14 protein-coding genes are annotated in these 14,336 nt (G+C 65.1%); 9 read left to right on the top strand and 5 right to left on the bottom strand.

Annotation, left to right across the window (positions count from 1 at the left end):
* Positions 1-25 precede the first annotated feature (25 nt).
* The 3 genes from ACWDR4_RS10100 (at position 26) to ACWDR4_RS10090 (ending at position 2,584) form a co-directional block, all read left to right on the top strand.
* Complete coding sequence (locus ACWDR4_RS10100) at positions 26-1,186, top strand: LacI family DNA-binding transcriptional regulator (protein WP_450406325.1); 1,161 nt, start codon at positions 26-28, stop codon at positions 1,184-1,186.
* A gap of 141 nt (positions 1,187-1,327) precedes the next feature.
* The gene (locus tag ACWDR4_RS10095; protein ID WP_450406322.1) at positions 1,328-1,693 is read left to right on the top strand and encodes a hypothetical protein; all 366 of its coding nucleotides are present in this window, start codon (positions 1,328-1,330) and stop codon (positions 1,691-1,693) included.
* A 93-nt stretch (positions 1,694-1,786) separates the two neighbouring features.
* A complete protein-coding gene (locus ACWDR4_RS10090) occupies positions 1,787-2,584 on the top strand; it encodes a DUF1963 domain-containing protein (protein ID WP_450406319.1) in 798 nt (265 codons plus the stop codon).
* 54 nt (positions 2,585-2,638) lie between these two features.
* On the opposite strand, the gene ACWDR4_RS10085 is transcribed toward ACWDR4_RS10090, so the two are convergent.
* Both ACWDR4_RS10085 and ACWDR4_RS10080 read right to left on the bottom strand, forming a co-directional pair.
* Positions 2,639-3,637, bottom strand: a complete 999-nt coding sequence (locus ACWDR4_RS10085) for an aldo/keto reductase (RefSeq protein ID WP_450406316.1) — start codon at positions 3,635-3,637, stop codon at positions 2,639-2,641.
* A gap of 71 nt (positions 3,638-3,708) precedes the next feature.
* On the bottom strand, positions 3,709-4,572 hold the full coding sequence (locus ACWDR4_RS10080; protein WP_450406314.1) for an SDR family NAD(P)-dependent oxidoreductase: 864 nt from the start codon (positions 4,570-4,572) through the stop codon (positions 3,709-3,711).
* A gap of 161 nt (positions 4,573-4,733) precedes the next feature.
* Here ACWDR4_RS10080 and ACWDR4_RS10075 point away from each other — a divergent pair, with 161 nt between their 5' ends.
* A complete protein-coding gene (locus tag ACWDR4_RS10075; protein ID WP_450406312.1) occupies positions 4,734-5,594 on the top strand; it encodes a helix-turn-helix transcriptional regulator in 861 nt (286 codons plus the stop codon).
* A 132-nt stretch (positions 5,595-5,726) separates the two neighbouring features.
* On the opposite strand, the gene ACWDR4_RS10070 is transcribed toward ACWDR4_RS10075, so the two are convergent.
* On the bottom strand, positions 5,727-6,590 hold the full coding sequence (locus tag ACWDR4_RS10070; RefSeq protein ID WP_450406310.1) for a hypothetical protein: 864 nt from the start codon (positions 6,588-6,590) through the stop codon (positions 5,727-5,729).
* Between the two features lie 627 nt (positions 6,591-7,217).
* Here ACWDR4_RS10070 and ACWDR4_RS10065 point away from each other — a divergent pair.
* A complete protein-coding gene (locus ACWDR4_RS10065) occupies positions 7,218-7,943 on the top strand; it encodes a phosphotransferase (RefSeq protein ID WP_450406308.1) in 726 nt (241 codons plus the stop codon).
* Positions 7,944-8,152: 209 nt separating this feature from the next.
* Here the strand turns inward: ACWDR4_RS10065 and ACWDR4_RS10060 are convergent, their stop codons facing one another.
* Entirely contained in the window at positions 8,153-9,523 is a 1,371-nt protein-coding gene (locus ACWDR4_RS10060; RefSeq protein WP_450406305.1) for a helix-turn-helix domain-containing protein, read from the bottom strand.
* A gap of 264 nt (positions 9,524-9,787) precedes the next feature.
* Here ACWDR4_RS10060 and ACWDR4_RS10055 point away from each other — a divergent pair, with 264 nt between their 5' ends.
* From ACWDR4_RS10055 to ACWDR4_RS10040, 4 genes are all read left to right on the top strand, one after another.
* A complete protein-coding gene (locus ACWDR4_RS10055) occupies positions 9,788-10,348 on the top strand; it encodes a bifunctional DNA primase/polymerase (RefSeq protein ID WP_450406302.1) in 561 nt (186 codons plus the stop codon).
* Complete coding sequence (locus tag ACWDR4_RS10050) at positions 10,338-10,652, top strand: hypothetical protein (RefSeq protein ID WP_450406299.1); 315 nt, start codon at positions 10,338-10,340, stop codon at positions 10,650-10,652. The genes ACWDR4_RS10055 and ACWDR4_RS10050 overlap by 11 nt, the downstream gene beginning before the upstream one ends.
* A 4-nt stretch (positions 10,653-10,656) precedes the next feature.
* On the top strand, positions 10,657-10,983 hold the full coding sequence (locus tag ACWDR4_RS10045) for a hypothetical protein (RefSeq protein WP_450406296.1): 327 nt from the start codon (positions 10,657-10,659) through the stop codon (positions 10,981-10,983).
* Between the two features lie 448 nt (positions 10,984-11,431).
* The gene (locus tag ACWDR4_RS10040; RefSeq protein WP_450406294.1) at positions 11,432-13,108 is read left to right on the top strand and encodes an AIPR family protein; all 1,677 of its coding nucleotides are present in this window, start codon (positions 11,432-11,434) and stop codon (positions 13,106-13,108) included.
* On the opposite strand, the gene ACWDR4_RS10035 is transcribed toward ACWDR4_RS10040, so the two are convergent.
* Positions 13,105-14,124, bottom strand: a complete 1,020-nt coding sequence (locus tag ACWDR4_RS10035; protein WP_450406292.1) for a ParA family protein — start codon at positions 14,122-14,124, stop codon at positions 13,105-13,107. The two genes, ACWDR4_RS10040 and ACWDR4_RS10035, sit on opposite strands and share 4 nt — an antisense overlap.
* Between the last annotated feature and the right edge of the window lie 212 nt (positions 14,125-14,336).

Raw genomic sequence — 14,336 nt, 5'->3', positions numbered from 1 at the left:
ACCGGCGATGCAGTAACGTCGGAACGTGACGGAGAACGGAACCGAAGCCCGGAAATCGGGCCCTCGCGCCACGTCGGGCAAGCGCAGACGGACCGGGGCCGACGGCGACCGGCCCAGCACGATTCGCGATGTCGCGGCCAAGGCGGGCGTCTCGGTGGCAACCGTTTCCAGGGCCCTGGCCGGCAGCCACCCCGTCTCCGCCGCCACCCGGGCCCGGGTCATGGCGGCGGTCGAGTCTCTGCACTACGTGGTGAACGTCCACGCCAAGGCACTGTCCGGCGGGGTCGCCGGCCCGGTCGCCCTAGTCATGGAGCAGATCATCGGCCCGTCGTTCGCCGATGTCGCCTCCGGAGTCGAGCAGGAGGCCGCCGCCCGGGGCCGGCTGAGCCTCGTCTGTACGACCCACGGCGACCAGAACCGCGAGCACGACCTGGTCCAGCTGATGCGGGAACAGCACGCGGCGGCGGTCATCCTCGTGGGCGGCGCGGTCCTGGACGAGGCGTACCACGCACGGATGGCCGAGTACGCCAGGGCGCTGGACGCGGTCGGCTCCCGCCTGGTGCTGTGCGGACGCCCGCCGCTGCCCGGCGACCTGCCGGTGACGGTGGTGGAGTACGACAACCGGGGCGGCGCCTTCCAGGCGGGCGACCACCTGCTCACCGCGGGCCACCGCCGCATCCTCTTCCTCGGCGGCGCCCCCGGGATGAGCACGGCCGAACAGCGCCGGGCGGGCTACCTCCAGGCGTTGCGCGCCCACGGGGTGCCGTACGCCGAGGAGTTGGACATTCCGGGGACGTACACCCGCGCCTCGGGCTACGACCGGATGCGGGACGCGCTGAAGGCGGGCCTGGAGTTCACGGCGGTCTTCGCGGGCACGGACATGGTGGCCACGGGCGTACTGGCGGCCCTGCGGGAGTCGGGGCTCGACGTCCCCGGGGACATCTCGATCATGGGCTTTGACGACGTACCCTTCGCGGCCGACCTGTCGACGTCGCTGACCACACTCCGGGTGCCGTACGAGGACCTGGGGCGCACGGCGGTACGGCTGGCGCTGGACGGGGAACGGCGCGCCGCCGGGGGCGATCACGTGATCCTGGGCACGCAGCTGGTGATCCGGCAGTCGGTGCGGGCGCCGGGGGAGGGGCGGGCGGGGCGGGCGTCGCGGGGGCGGAGAGGCCGGGGGTGACGGGAGTGACCTGGATCCAGGAGGGCTCGCGTCAGCCGCACTACTGCCTGGGCGCCGCCTTCCCCCGGATGGAGGTGACGCTCGGTACGACGTGACTCCGAAACCGCGCGGGACAGCAGCGACCAGCGGCAAGATGAGCCCATGACGAAACTGCCCGCACGGTCGGATGGATGCACCTCCTCTGGTTCAGTGCTGTCGCTGTGGTCACAGGACTCCGTGTTGTCGATCGGCTCGGTGGGGTCGGTGTTGTCCGTGGGGTCGGTCGGTTCGGCCCTGTCGATCGGCTCGATCGGAAGTGCGCTGTCCGTCGGCTCGATCGGTTCCTCCCTGTCGCTGATCTCGACCGGGTCATGGCTGAGTATGGGTTCGCTGTTCTCCGCGCAGTCGCGGTGGTCGGTGCTGTCCTGGCGTTCCAACCGGGGCTTCCTGGCCGTGGGAGCGGTAGGAGCGGCAGCCGGCGGCGCCCTGCTGATGGCCCAGATGCTGCACAAGTCCGGAACGGACTGACGCGGCAGAGGTGTTGGCGAACCGCAAGCCACGTCGCCGCATGACGCATTGCCGCATGACACGTTGTCAGTGGCCCATGGCACGATCCCGGGCATGACCTCGATCGACGAAGCGCTCCTTCTCAAGACGGCCGCCGAGTACGGCGTTCCCGCCCCCGTCGCACAGGAGTTGCTGGCCCAGACCCGGCCCTGCGTCTACCTGGTGCAGCACCGGGAACTGCCCGCGTCCCGGCAGGAAAGCGCCCGCCCCGCCGCACGAACGGGCGGGCTCCCCGAACTGCCGGACGGGGTGGACTGGCCCGAAGGGCGAGCGTCGCTCGTACTGAGCGTCGACTGCGCGGCCCTGCCCCAGGACGTCCTGGACATCGAACTGCCCGCGGACGGCCACCTGTTGTTCTTCACGGAGATCTCGTACCCGCCCGACTCGGCCGCGGTGCTCCATGTCCCCGCCGGAGCACGCACGACGGAGCGCGCCGCGACGTACGAATGGGAGGGCGAGTCCATGCAGACCACGGTCTATGAACCACGCACCCTGTATGCCGTGCCCGGACTGAGCCTCGACGGTGACTGGGAAGGGGGCCCGGAGACCGAGGCGTTCCTGGACGGCGATGGCGACGGCGACAGCGACGAAGCCGAGGACGCGCTGGAGAATTTCGAGGAAGCCGTACTCGACCTGGCCTACGGCGGACAACACCCCGGCGTCTGCGTACAGATCGGCGGGTTCTCCGACCCGTGGGACATGGCCCCGGACGAGGGCGAACTCGTACTCTTCGCGCAGCTGGCCGGGCAGGCGATCGACTACGACGTATGCACCCTGAACCTGATCGTGGGCACACGGGAGGACATAGCCGCCCGACGGTACGCCGACCTCCAGTACGAGCAGCAGACCTGATCCGGGCTCCAGTCAGCCCCGCCAGGGTGCTGTAGTTCGGTGGGGTACCGATGCTCACTCCTGGATGGAGGCCATACCCATCGGCGAGTAGCGGTCACCTGCCGCGGCCCCGACCGGAATCGCGGCGCTCAGCCCGGCGACGGTCGCGGGGTCGAGTTCGACGGCGGCGGCAGCGACGTTCTGCTCCAGCCAGCTGCGCCGCTTCGTCCCGGGGAGAGCCGTGACTCCGTCCTGGGCGAGCACCCAGGCGAGGGCGAGCTGACCGGCCGTCACGCCGAGGTCGTCCGCTGTTGCGACGACACGATCGAGCAGCGACAGATTCTGCTCCAGGTTCGCGTCGGAGAAGCGCGGCGACGTACGCCGGAAGTCATGAGCCGGCAGGTCCTGCACCGATGACACGGCCCCGGTGAGGAAACCCCGACCGAGCGGCGCGTACGCGACGAACCCGACGCCCAGCTCACGGACCGTGTCGAGTACGCCGTTGACCTCGACGTTCCGGCTGAACAGCGAGTACTCGGTCTGCACGGCTGACAGAGGGGCCACTGCATGCGCCGCCCGAACACTCGCAGGAGACGCCTCGCTGATACCGAGATACCGCAGCTTTCCCTCCGCCACGAGATCGGCGAGGACACCGAATGTCTCCTCGACGGGCACGCCAGGGTCGACCCGATGGAGGTAGTAGAGGTCGATGTAGTGGGTCCCCAACCGACGCAACGAGCCCTCCACACAAGCCCGCAGATACTCGGGGCGCCCGTTGGGACCGCCGACGATCCTCCCGGCCTCGTCGAGCGTGACACCGCCACCTTTCGTCGCGACGGTGACTTCATCACGGCGCCCCTTCACCGCCCGCCCGAGCAGCTCCTCACCGCTGAAAGGCCCGTACATGTCGGCGGTATCGAACATCGTGACGCCCAGCTCGGCCGCCCGGCGAACGGTCCTGATCGCCTCGGCCTCGTCCGGGGCGCCGTACATCGCGGTCATGCCCATGGTGCCGAGACCTTCGACGGAGGCGACCAGGCCGTGCCGGCCGATGTTGTGTGTCTGCAGAGTCATGTCTCCACCAAGTCCAAGTCGTCGTGTTGCAGAAGCGTCCAGGTAGGTCTTGAGGTGAGCTTCCGCGCAGTTCATCGCGCGACCGCCGCCCCGACGAGGCCGGCGGTCACGTCCCACAGCCGACCGGCCAGGACCGGGTCGAGTCCGGCCTTGCCCGGCCGACGGAGGGACGGGGAACCCCGGAAGCCGCCGAGACCATCCGGCCCGATGTAGGCGTTACCGGGAACGTCCTGGGAGGCGGCGTACAGCAGCGACAGCGCTCCACGCTCGGGGTCGTTGGTGAGGAACGTAAACCGGTTGATGACGTTCGACCGGGACTGGGCCGCCAGCGAGGTACGGGCGATGCCAGGGCTGGCCAGCACCGAGCGCACCGCACTTCCGGCGTCGGTCAGCCGGCGCTGCAACTCCAGCGAGAACAGCACGACGGCGAGCTTCGACGCCTGGTAGGCCTGCATCCCGTTGTGCTTGCGTGTCCGCCAGTCGAGGTCGTCCAGGTCGATCCTGCCCTGCTTGTGCAGCTCGCTGGTGACGTGGACGACGCGGTCGGTGACGTGCGTGAGCAGCAGGTTGGTCAGCAGAAACGGCCCGGTGTAGTTGGTGGCGGTCTGCAGATCGAGACCGTCGGCGGTACGCGCGGCGGGGATGTCCATCACACCGGCGTTGTTGATCAGGATGTCGATGTCACCGGACCAGGAGTCGGCGAAGGCACGCACCGAGACCAGATCCGACACGTCGAGCGACCGGACGTCGAAGATGCCGGGCAGGCCGCCGACGGCACGGCGTGCCTTGTCGGCATCCCGCACCCCCAGCACGACACGGGCACCGGCCCGAGCGAGTTCACGTGCCGTGATCAGCCCGAGGCCACGCCCGGCCCCGGTGATCACCACCGTACGGCCGGTCAGGTCGGGAAGGTCGTGAGCGGTCCAACTGGTCATGGCGATGGCTCCGTAGGCGAGATTCAAGTTGGGTGATTTGGGCGGCGACGGGTGATCGCATCGCCAGTGAACTCGCCGCACGACGGGCGGTGGAAGGACATGCGGAACCACTGACTGGCAGGTCGTGGATAAGCCGCGCCGGATGACCAACGATGGGAACCATGGACCATACGTTCGACCGCTCGTCCCTCGGCGCCTTCCTGCGCACGCGTCGTACGGCGCTGCAACCGGAGGACGTCGGATTGCGCCGCGGACAACGCCGACGCGCTCCGGGCCTGCGCCGCGAGGAGGTGGCGGAACTGTGCACCATGTCCGCCGACTACTTCGCCCGCCTGGAACGCGGCGACGGGCCGCAGCCGTCGGAGCAGATGATCGCGGCGATCGCCCGCGGCCTACGCCTCACCCCGGACGAACGTGACCACCTGTTCCTGCTCGCCGGCTACCGAACGGCCCGGGGCGACCTGCGCCTTCAGCATGTGAGCCCCGGCCTGATGCGGGTCATGGACGGCTTGGCCGGCACCACCGCACAGGTCATGGGCCCACTGGGCGAAACCCTGCTGCAGACCCCGTCAGCGGTGGCACTACTGGGCGAGCAGACCCAGTACACAGGGAACGCCCGCAGCGCGACGTACCGATGGTTCACGGACCCGACGGCTCGCGACCGCTACCACCCCGACCAGCACGACAACAACAGCCGCACCAACGCGGCACTACTACGCACGACAGCCACCCGAGACGGCCCCGGCTCCCCGGCGGCAAACCTGGCGGACCTCCTCCTACAAACCAGCGAGGAGTTCGCCCACGTGTGGGAGCGCCACGAGATAGGCCGCCGCTGGAGCGAAACAAAACGCTTCATCCACCCCCAGGTAGGAGAACTGGCCCTCTACTGCCAACTCCTACTGGACCCGGACCAGGGCCAGTCCCTCCTCATATTCACGGCGACCCCAGGCACAGAAAGCCACGAAAAACTGGCCTTGCTCACGGTCCTGGGTACGGACCAATTCGCGACGGACTCCGAGTGAAGCCGCCACCCACCGCTCTCTGCCCACATCCATGCGGCTGTTCTGGATAGTTCGTCCAGCGGTTGCCCAGAAGGCGGGGAGGGGAGGCATGGGGAACTATTCGCGTGAATATGCGGTCGGGTGGCCGCACACTCACTGGCGACTCAGCCAGTCTGTTAGATCTCTGAGTCTGGGAACTACCTCGCTGCTCATCCCGCGAGGAAGGTGGGCGGCGCGGAGGACATGGCAGGCATAGCGTTCGGTCACGACAATGTCGCAGTACGGCACCGCGACGCTCAGTGCATCAATATCGAAGATGTCGTTCGGCTCCCATGACTTCTCTCGGTTACGGTGTGCCGCTTCCACGAGAGTTGTATGGACGTCGGCGCTTGGCATCGAGTCCGCGAAGGCCCTGATCGACTCTCTGCCTGTGATTACTTCAGCAAGTTCTCTGCCGCGGTCAATGAGTGCTTGGGTGAGCGTGTCGATGATTTCGAGAGACATGTACCGGCCCTGTACTACGTCGCGCAGGCGGTTCCAATACTGCGGATCATTGTCGAGGCGTTCGGCTAGTTGACGCTCCGATTCCGCTCGGTTTTCAGCGATTCTCCTAGCGACCGTCGGGTCCCACCCGTTTGACTTGAGGTTTGGCACTTCGGCGTCAGTGGGTCCTCGCAGCACGGAGCGCTCAAGATGGGCATTGGCATTTGCCAGCCACAGATCAAAAGCTGCTGGCCCATCTGGCCACGCGGCGCGAGCCTCATCGGTGACATCGCCAGAACCTGAACGAACATGTAGACCTCCACGCTTACCTACGGCGTGGCCGATGCCGTGTCCCAGTAGCTCGATGTCTGCAATGTGCGGTGACTCCGTGGCGAACACCTGGTCAAGTGCTGCCTCCACCTCCAGTCGCGCGATGTGCGAGCGAGTGAGCAAGGTCGTGAAACCGGAGACTTCTTCCATGACATCGGCGATGTCGGTTCGCTGGCGAGGGTCCTGGATCCCCGACATTTCCATGTAGTGAGTCAGCGACAGGGGGAAGAGGTACAGCCCGGAACTAGCAGCGTCTCGCACCGCAGTCAGCGCCGGCTGGTAGAGCCCCCCGGTCCGGTGTCCCGTAGCGGCCTTGGCCAGACTGATCCAGTGGTTGAGGTCCAGATAGACGAGGCGCTGTCCAGTCTGACGTCGAACTAGGTGACCGGGCCAGGCGTATGCAGGGGTTTGCCGTCGTGGCATAAGGGCCATTCTGGCTACCCCAGGGCTGTGGCGCCTCTGAATATGAGTGGGCAGCCTCCCCTGGCACGGGACGTAGCCAGGCCCACGGCTCGCGTGTGACTCACACGCTCCTCACACACAGATAGTGCGCGGCAACGAGAAAGAGCGGGAGTCAGTGAGACTGACTCCCGCTCTCTCTTGTCGGCATCCGCCCAGCTCAGCGCTTGATTCTTGCTGGCTGTGTGGCGAGTGCCCCCGGCAGGATTCGAACCTGCGCACACGGCTCCGGAGCCCAGGTGAGGCCGTGAGGGTATTGGGGGCCTGACCTGCGGGGGAGCGGAGGGCCTGGGTGCTACCGACCAAGGTCATTACGTCCCTATTACGTGGGTGACCTGTCGGGCGGCTGGGCGGCGCCGTATGGTCGAAGGCATGATCTCGGGCAGCGGCGGGGGCAAGGACGGCGGTACGGAGTTCACGGCGGAAAGCCTCGGGCCTGTCCTGCGTGAGGCGTGCGCGACGACCCAACTCGACCCGGACGGCGCCGAGTTGCTGCGGCTCGGCTCCAACGCCGTGTACCGCTTATCGGCGTCGCCGGTCATCGTCCGCGTTGCTCGTGACCCCGATGCCCTGGAAGAGATGGAGCGGGCGGTACGGGTCGCGCGGTGGCTGGAGGCGGAAGACCTTCCGGCTACTCGGGTGCCGGCGGGCGTCACGCAACCGCTGGTGGTCGGCGGCCTGGTCGTGACCTTCTGGGAAAGCGTGCAGGAGCGCGAGGAGTACGCCACGGTAGGCGAGCTAGCCGACCTGCTCCGCCGACTTCACTGGCTTGAGGAGCCCGAGTCTCTGAGGCTCCCGTACTTTGATCCGTTCGCGAAGCTGTCGGCGTCCTTGAGGCAGATGAACAGCGTACCGGAGGACGACCGCACGTTCCTGGAGGAGCGAGCCGCGAACCTGCACAAGGACTACGACCGGCTGGACTTCGTCCTCCCCTTCGGGATGATCCACGGGGACGCGAGCATAGGACAACGTGCTCCGTCACCGGGACGGCAACGCGGTGCTCATCGACCTCGACGGCTTCGCTCTGGCGCCGCGCGAGTGGGATCTGATCCAGACCGCGATGTTCTACGACCGGTACGGCTGGCACACGAAGGCTGAGTACGCCGAGTTCGTTCACCGATACGGCTTCGACCTGATGAACTGGCCTGGTTACGGGACCATGGCGGATCTCCGCGAACTGATGATGGTTTCCTGGCTCGGCCACCAGGTCGCTGCCAGCGAGCGTTCCGCGGCGGAGTTTGCGCGGCGCGTGCGAACGATCCGAACCGGTGAGGGGCGAGACACGTGGGGCCCTTTCTGACACGTGGTCAGAGGCCGAGTTGCGTCTCCGAAGCGACCCACAATCTGTGTTCCTGGGCCTGCTCTGCGAAGTTCCGCGAGATCGAACTGTCACCGGCGGCAGTAAGGTTCTGCTGGAACTCGGCGAGATAGCTGACGCAACGGGCGGACTTGAGCAGTTCCCCGAGATCGAGGACATCGAGCGCGACGCGGCAAGCTTCCTCGGTCTCTCCGGCCCGTAGATGGGCGTCCGCCAGAACCATGGTCGCGAAGAAGTCGCTTCGTACGTGACTCCCGCTCATGGCGTTCTCGGCATGAGCCACGGCCCGGCGGGCGCTGTTCACGTCACGGAAGCAGTGTGCCGCTTCGGCGGCAAGCTCGGCCTCGTCGAAGTAGGTGATCCACTCGGGTTCGTCATCGCTGTTCCGGCTCTCCAAGGCGTTCGTCGCTGCGCTCAACGCGGCCTCGCACGCGCTGACATCACCGGTTCGCGCGAGGGCGCGGGCCTCCATGGCGTGGAACTGGGCGCGCAGGGTCGGCGTTGCGACCGGTGAAATGCCCATGAGCGCGGCGCGAGCGAGCGTGGCGGCCTGCGTGTACCGACCGAGAAACGTCGCCTGATGACTCATGGCGGAGAGGATGCTCCCTGCCAGCCGACGGTCATTGGCATCCTGAGCCAACCGGAGGGCCTGGAGGAAATACCGCTGGGCCAAACCGTGGTGACAAGAGTCGTAGGACATCCAGCCGGCAAGGAGAGTCGCCTCAGCGACGGTGGAATAGAGGGCCCGGCCCACCTGGTCGGTGTACTGGCCGCGTAGCAGCGGCACCACGTCGTTGCTGAGGTACTGAATGACGGTGTGCCGTGCGTGGTCTCCGCCGAACTGGTCGTCGAGCCGAGCGAATACCGCGGTGGTCTTCACGGCTGCCACGTCACCGAGACCGACGCGCGCACCATCCGTACGGGGGCGGGGAATCGCTGGTTCGGGCGCCACGAGCCAGCGCAGCGAGGCTTCGCTCCACGCAGGCTCGGAGGGCTCGGCCTGGAGGAGGGGCTCATACCCGTTGAGATCGGCACGCCAAAGTTGCCCTACGGTCTGAATGGCCGCATCCGGGCTGGCTGGGTAAACAGCATCCAAGAGGGCTGAGTCCTGCGCCCCACCGTGGTTCAGCCCGAGTTCCGACGCGCTGACGCTCAACGCGTCACACAGCAGGGGCCCGTAGAAGTCATCCGGAGAACTGTGTCCGTTCTCCCAACTGGCAATGCGGCGCTTGACGCTGGCGTCCGACGGAAGCTGATGACCACGATGGGCAGCAGCCTGCCGTAACTCGCGTACCAACCTCGGCTGACTCCAGCCCCGGCCCGCGCGAGCCTCACGTAAGCGGGCACTGATCGACTGCATCGAAGACGTGACCGTTCACTCCCTGCGCGTGCGCCGGTACGACAACTCAGGTTCCGCAACTGAATGTACGCGCCGGTCATCGCCTCTTGCAGTCAGTAGTCGGAGATCCCTCCTCGGACGGCGGGTGACGGGGGATGACGCGCCAGACGTTTGCACGTCATCCCCCGTCACCTCACGTCATCTGCCCTGGTCAGGGGGTCGACCCTGAGTCTGGACTCACTGCGGCATCGCGGCCGCAACGCAGTCCGACTGAGGTGAGATGACGTGCAGAGGATGACCAGGCGGGGCGTCGAATGGCTGTCCGCGGCGGCGGACGATCCGGCGATGTGCCGCGAGATGTGGGCAGACGACCCCCGTATGCCCTGCATGCTGCCGTCCGGCCGCTTCTTCGACGTGGTGACGATCGAACAGCGGCTCGGTCTGGAGACCTTCGACCAACTCCTGCGCCGGGGGCTCCCGTTCGGTCCGGCCATGGTGGATCACAAGGCCCGGCGCGTCGGCTTCTTCCTCAGCTCGGCAAGCCAGGAATCCTTCACGCAAAACCTCGAACGCGAAACGCCAACTCCTCCTCCCTATCGCTACCTGAGCAGGAACTCCGTGGTGGTCGTCCCCGGCCCGATGCCCATGCCCGGTGACCGCTACCAGTGGTTGCGTGCTCCGTCCCGCCGGCCGGAGGCGAACCCGCTGCGCCCGGTCGCCCTGGCGACGATGCTCGTTGCTGCTGCCGAGTTGTTGGCGAGGGCGGACCGGTACGGAGAGCAGTACACCTCTCCGTACGCGGCAGTGGCGGCACTCCCCGAGGAGACGACCACCCATGCGGGATGACGCGACCGCCGACCATGACGCCGCTCAGTGGTCGCCCCTGGACAGCGACGGCTGGTATGCCGCACGCAACGCGACCACCGCTCTGCGAGATGCCCTCATCCGCGCGGGCCTGGAGAAGGACTTCCCCTACCTACGAGCGGACTTGAACGCCTTCGGGCATGGCCTCATCGAACTCGGTCGCGTGTCCCCGGCGACCGCGGAACGCTTGGCCGAACTGCTGCGGCTCGCACTGGCGAGCGGAGTTGAGGCCAACGGCGAACGCACGTCGACCACTGACACGGACGACCACAAGGGAAGGGACTGACGCCATGACCGACCGACGGGGAGTGATCGCCAAGCGAGCCGAGAACCTGACGCCGGGAATGCCGTACGTCCGCGGCTGGATGCAAGCTCGGCGCGGCGCCGCGGTTCTGGCTGAGCAACTCGCAGAACTGGGACTGGAGTCCGACTTCCCTGGCCTGGTGGCTGACGTGAACGTCCTCGGCGACGGCTTGGTACGCCTCGGCACCATCCGACCGGAAGCGGCGTTGGTACTGGCTGAGCTGATCACTTCGGGTCTCGCAGCAGAGTCACCGACCGGTGCGCCGATTCAGGCTTCACCGGATGCCATACTCCGGGAATCTTCCGCGGCCTGACTGAGCTTCCGATCCCCGGCTCGTCGCGGTGAGCGTGCTCCTGCGACCGGCCGGCCCTGGCCCCGTGCGACGTCGTTCCCCCGGCGACTGTCGTGCGGGGCCCTGAGCTGTCTACACCGCTTGCTCGCTGGTCTGCCGCTCGGCCGGGACCGGCGCCCCAGCGCCGCAGCCCGGACGAACGGCAGAACAACTCGCCCAGATGCGAGCGTCAGAGAGGCACCTCACGAGCCCTGCGCGAGGCATCAGCTTGGACGGCTCCGGAGCTCCATCAGCTCCGGAGCCGTCCAGTAGATCACCGCCTGCCTCTTCCGCATCACCGTGTGTCATCGGTACGGTGTTGCTTCCAGGGACGAGTCTGCCAATCTTGGCATGCGGGGGGCGCATGAAGAGGCTGTGGGTCAGACACATCAAAGATGCACTTCACACAGGCTTCGCGAATTACATCGACATGAGTGACTACGAGAGGGCTAGCTCCTCCGTTAGTGAAAAGGCGTTCCTAAGCCGATCTTTAGCGGCCCTTGCGATTCAAAGGTTCACCGAACTTTCTGCTGCGCAGGCGGCCGTCACCGTTGTGGACGGCAGTCATGACAACGGAATTGACGCCATCGCGATCGATCCTATTCAGCACAGAGTGATTCTTGTGCAATCCAAGTGGGACGGCTCCGGAGACGGCAGCCTTGGGCTAGGAGATTCGCGGAACTTTATTGCGGGATTCAAGGACCTCCTCGACACCAAGTTCGATCGTTTTACACCTCGGCTCCGGGCCCGTGAAGAGCAGATCACCACCGCGCTTGACGATGTAGATGTGACATTTGTTCTTGTCGTGGCCACTACGGGTCGAACGGAGCTAGCCAAACCGTCTGCGGCGGTGTTCCAAGATGTGCTTGACGAGATGAATGAGACTCAGCAGTTGGTTTCGGTGGAGATGTTGGGGCTGAGTGAGTTCCATTCATTTGTCGCTGAAGGGCTCGGGGGCTCTCGCATCGATTTTCACGCACAGTTAGAGAACTGGGGAACCGTAAGCGAGCCGTATGAAGCTTATTATGGGATTGTGGCAGCTTCTAGCGTTGCTGAATGGTATGAGCGTTTTGGCGACCGGTTGTTCTCGCAGAACATTCGCAAGGCTCTTGGCAATACCAGCGTGAACGAAGCATTAGCGCATACTATCTTGGATGCTCCTCACCATTTTTGGTACTTTAATAATGGTGTAACAGCTCTCTGCGAGAGTATCAAGAAGACGCCGCGCGGCGCCGCAACGCGTACTTTCGGCGATTTCTCCCTGACCGGGGTGAGCATCGTGAATGGTGCTCAGACAGTGGCCAGCATCCATCAGGCATGGCACAGGAGTGGGAGTTCGCTTGATGGCGCGATGGTGTGGGTCCGGTTCATCAACCTCGAAGCCTGTCCGGCAGACTTTGCAACGGCAGTTACGCGGGCAACGAATACGCAAAATAGCGTTGAGACGAGAGACTTCGTGGCGCTGGATCCGCAACAGGATCGATTGCGCACCGAATTGGTGCTTTCACTCAAGAAAACCTATGCGATAAAGCGCGGTGAACCTGTGCCTAGCGCCGAGAACGGCTGCACGGTGGTGGATGCCACGGTTGCTTTGGCGTGCGCGAATCGGGAGCCAAGCTTGGCAGTCCTGGCAAAGAGCAAAGTCGGAAGTCTTTGGGAGTCAACGGAGAAGCCCCCGTACCGCACATTGTTCAATCCGACTGTCGGCCCGTATCGCGTGTGGAGATGCGTTGAGGTAATGCGCACCGTGGACCTCACCTTGTCTGACCTCAAGAAGAAACTGGATGGACGTCCGCGGTCAGTGTGCCTTCAGGGCAATAGGCTTGTGCTCCATTTGGTTTTTCGAGAGCTCGACTTGCAGCGGGTCGATGACGCTGAGTACGACTGGTCTTCAGAGCTAAGGCGAGTTCCCGCACTCACAGAAAAGGCACTCTACTCTCTTGTGAAACATGTGGACGACACATATCAGAATAGCTATGTGACGAGCCTTTTCAAAAATATAACGAAATGCCGAGACCTCGTTCATGGGGTCCGCGATGACTGGAACGAAGATGCCAATCAGAGTAAGTTGGGGGAGAAGTCAGGGCGGCGGTTTTTCCGAGGCTAGAGATGTGCCACCAAGCCTTGGACGGCCTGGACACAGTTAGCCAGATAGTTCCCGTCCACGCGGACACGCTTCCCCATGACGTCGAAGCGACCGGACCGTTGCTCATAGAACGGGCACCCGCGAGCGAACGCCACGACACCCGTAGTCTGGAAGTCGCGGATGTCCACGATTCCCTTCTCGACTTTGTCGAAGGTAAACATCTCGGGGTGGTCCTCCAGTACACCCTCGATGTCGTCATCGATTGACCGAAGTACGGCGGCGTACGCCGACGCCGAGCCCATGTACTGGGTCAGCCGATTCTTCGCGATCAGGTGGACCTTCGGCAGTTCACGCTCGGCTGCCTGTAGACGGGTCGCAAAGGCGTACGTCGAGTAGATCTCGGACGGCAGCTTGAGCCCGTAGATCAGCGAGAAGGCGTTCTGGATCGCTCGCCGTGACGAGTCGTCGGCCATGACCGGCAGCACCAGACGGTCGGCGGCAGACAATGCGATCTGGGTGTAGATCGAGAATGACGGGTTGGAGTCGATGAAGATCGTGTCGTACTTGTCCTCCAATGTCTCGATCAGGTCGCTGATCCAGTCGATGACCTTGAGCCACGAGTTGGTGCCTGGGATCTGGGTGTTTGCCAGGGTGGAGATGGCGTTGCTCTGGAGTTCCAGGAGCGGGTCACCCGCGATCAGGTCCACGTTCGGCGGGATCGCCGGGTTGAAGTCGTGCGGCGTCGAAATGTAGTCGCTCGGTGTCACGGCCGGCATAGTGAATGGCGACGGCAGCCGCTTCTCGAAGTAGCCGCCCAGGGTCTTGCGGGGGATCTCCCCCTGCTGGGCGAGCAGCCGGAAACTGCCCTGATTGGTAAGGCCGCCGAACAGCAACTCGCTGAGGTTGGCCTGCGGGCAGACGTCGATCGCGAGGACACGCTCATCGGGGTGCTGGTTCGCATAGAAGCACAGTGACTGGAAGACCAGGCTGGTCTTGCCGGTGCCACCCTTGTTGTTCCAGTAGGCGTAGACCGTCACGGATGTTCCCCCTTGATCACAACGAGGACGCTCGACCACGTCCATTAGGTACTCGCGAGCATACATCATGGGCTCACGGTGCGTCCATTTTGGACGTGAGATTGTCTCGGGTGGGCTGCAACGTGACGTCTGAACCTTGAGACGCGAGGTCGGCGGAGCGGCTTTGGGCGGGAGCTGCTTTGGGGTGAGTGATCATGGCCCCTTAAGCTTCC

The organism is Streptomyces sp. NPDC000878, from assembly GCF_053599695.1.
This window is presented reverse-complemented; position numbering and strand designations above follow the sequence as displayed.

Bases quoted from the DNA above. Each gene is read 5' to 3' on its own strand.
- ACWDR4_RS10065 (WP_450406308.1), top strand. From the start codon at position 7,218: ATGATCTCGGGCAGCGGCGGGGGCAAGGACGGCGGTACGGAGTTCACG.
- ACWDR4_RS10085 (WP_450406316.1), bottom strand. From the start codon at position 3,637: ATGACTCTGCAGACACACAACATCGGCCGGCACGGCCTGGTCGCCTCC.
- ACWDR4_RS10090 (WP_450406319.1), top strand. From the start codon at position 1,787: ATGACCTCGATCGACGAAGCGCTCCTTCTCAAGACGGCCGCCGAGTAC.
- ACWDR4_RS10080 (WP_450406314.1), bottom strand. From the start codon at position 4,572: ATGACCAGTTGGACCGCTCACGACCTTCCCGACCTGACCGGCCGTACG.
- ACWDR4_RS10095 (WP_450406322.1), top strand. From the start codon at position 1,328: ATGACGAAACTGCCCGCACGGTCGGATGGATGCACCTCCTCTGGTTCA.
- ACWDR4_RS10050 (WP_450406299.1), top strand. From the start codon at position 10,338: ATGCGGGATGACGCGACCGCCGACCATGACGCCGCTCAGTGGTCGCCC.
- ACWDR4_RS10045 (WP_450406296.1), top strand. From the start codon at position 10,657: ATGACCGACCGACGGGGAGTGATCGCCAAGCGAGCCGAGAACCTGACG.
- ACWDR4_RS10060 (WP_450406305.1), bottom strand. From the start codon at position 9,523: ATGCAGTCGATCAGTGCCCGCTTACGTGAGGCTCGCGCGGGCCGGGGC.
- ACWDR4_RS10040 (WP_450406294.1), top strand. From the start codon at position 11,432: ATGAGTGACTACGAGAGGGCTAGCTCCTCCGTTAGTGAAAAGGCGTTC.
- ACWDR4_RS10075 (WP_450406312.1), top strand. From the start codon at position 4,734: ATGGACCATACGTTCGACCGCTCGTCCCTCGGCGCCTTCCTGCGCACG.
- ACWDR4_RS10070 (WP_450406310.1), bottom strand. From the start codon at position 6,590: ATGGAAATGTCGGGGATCCAGGACCCTCGCCAGCGAACCGACATCGCC.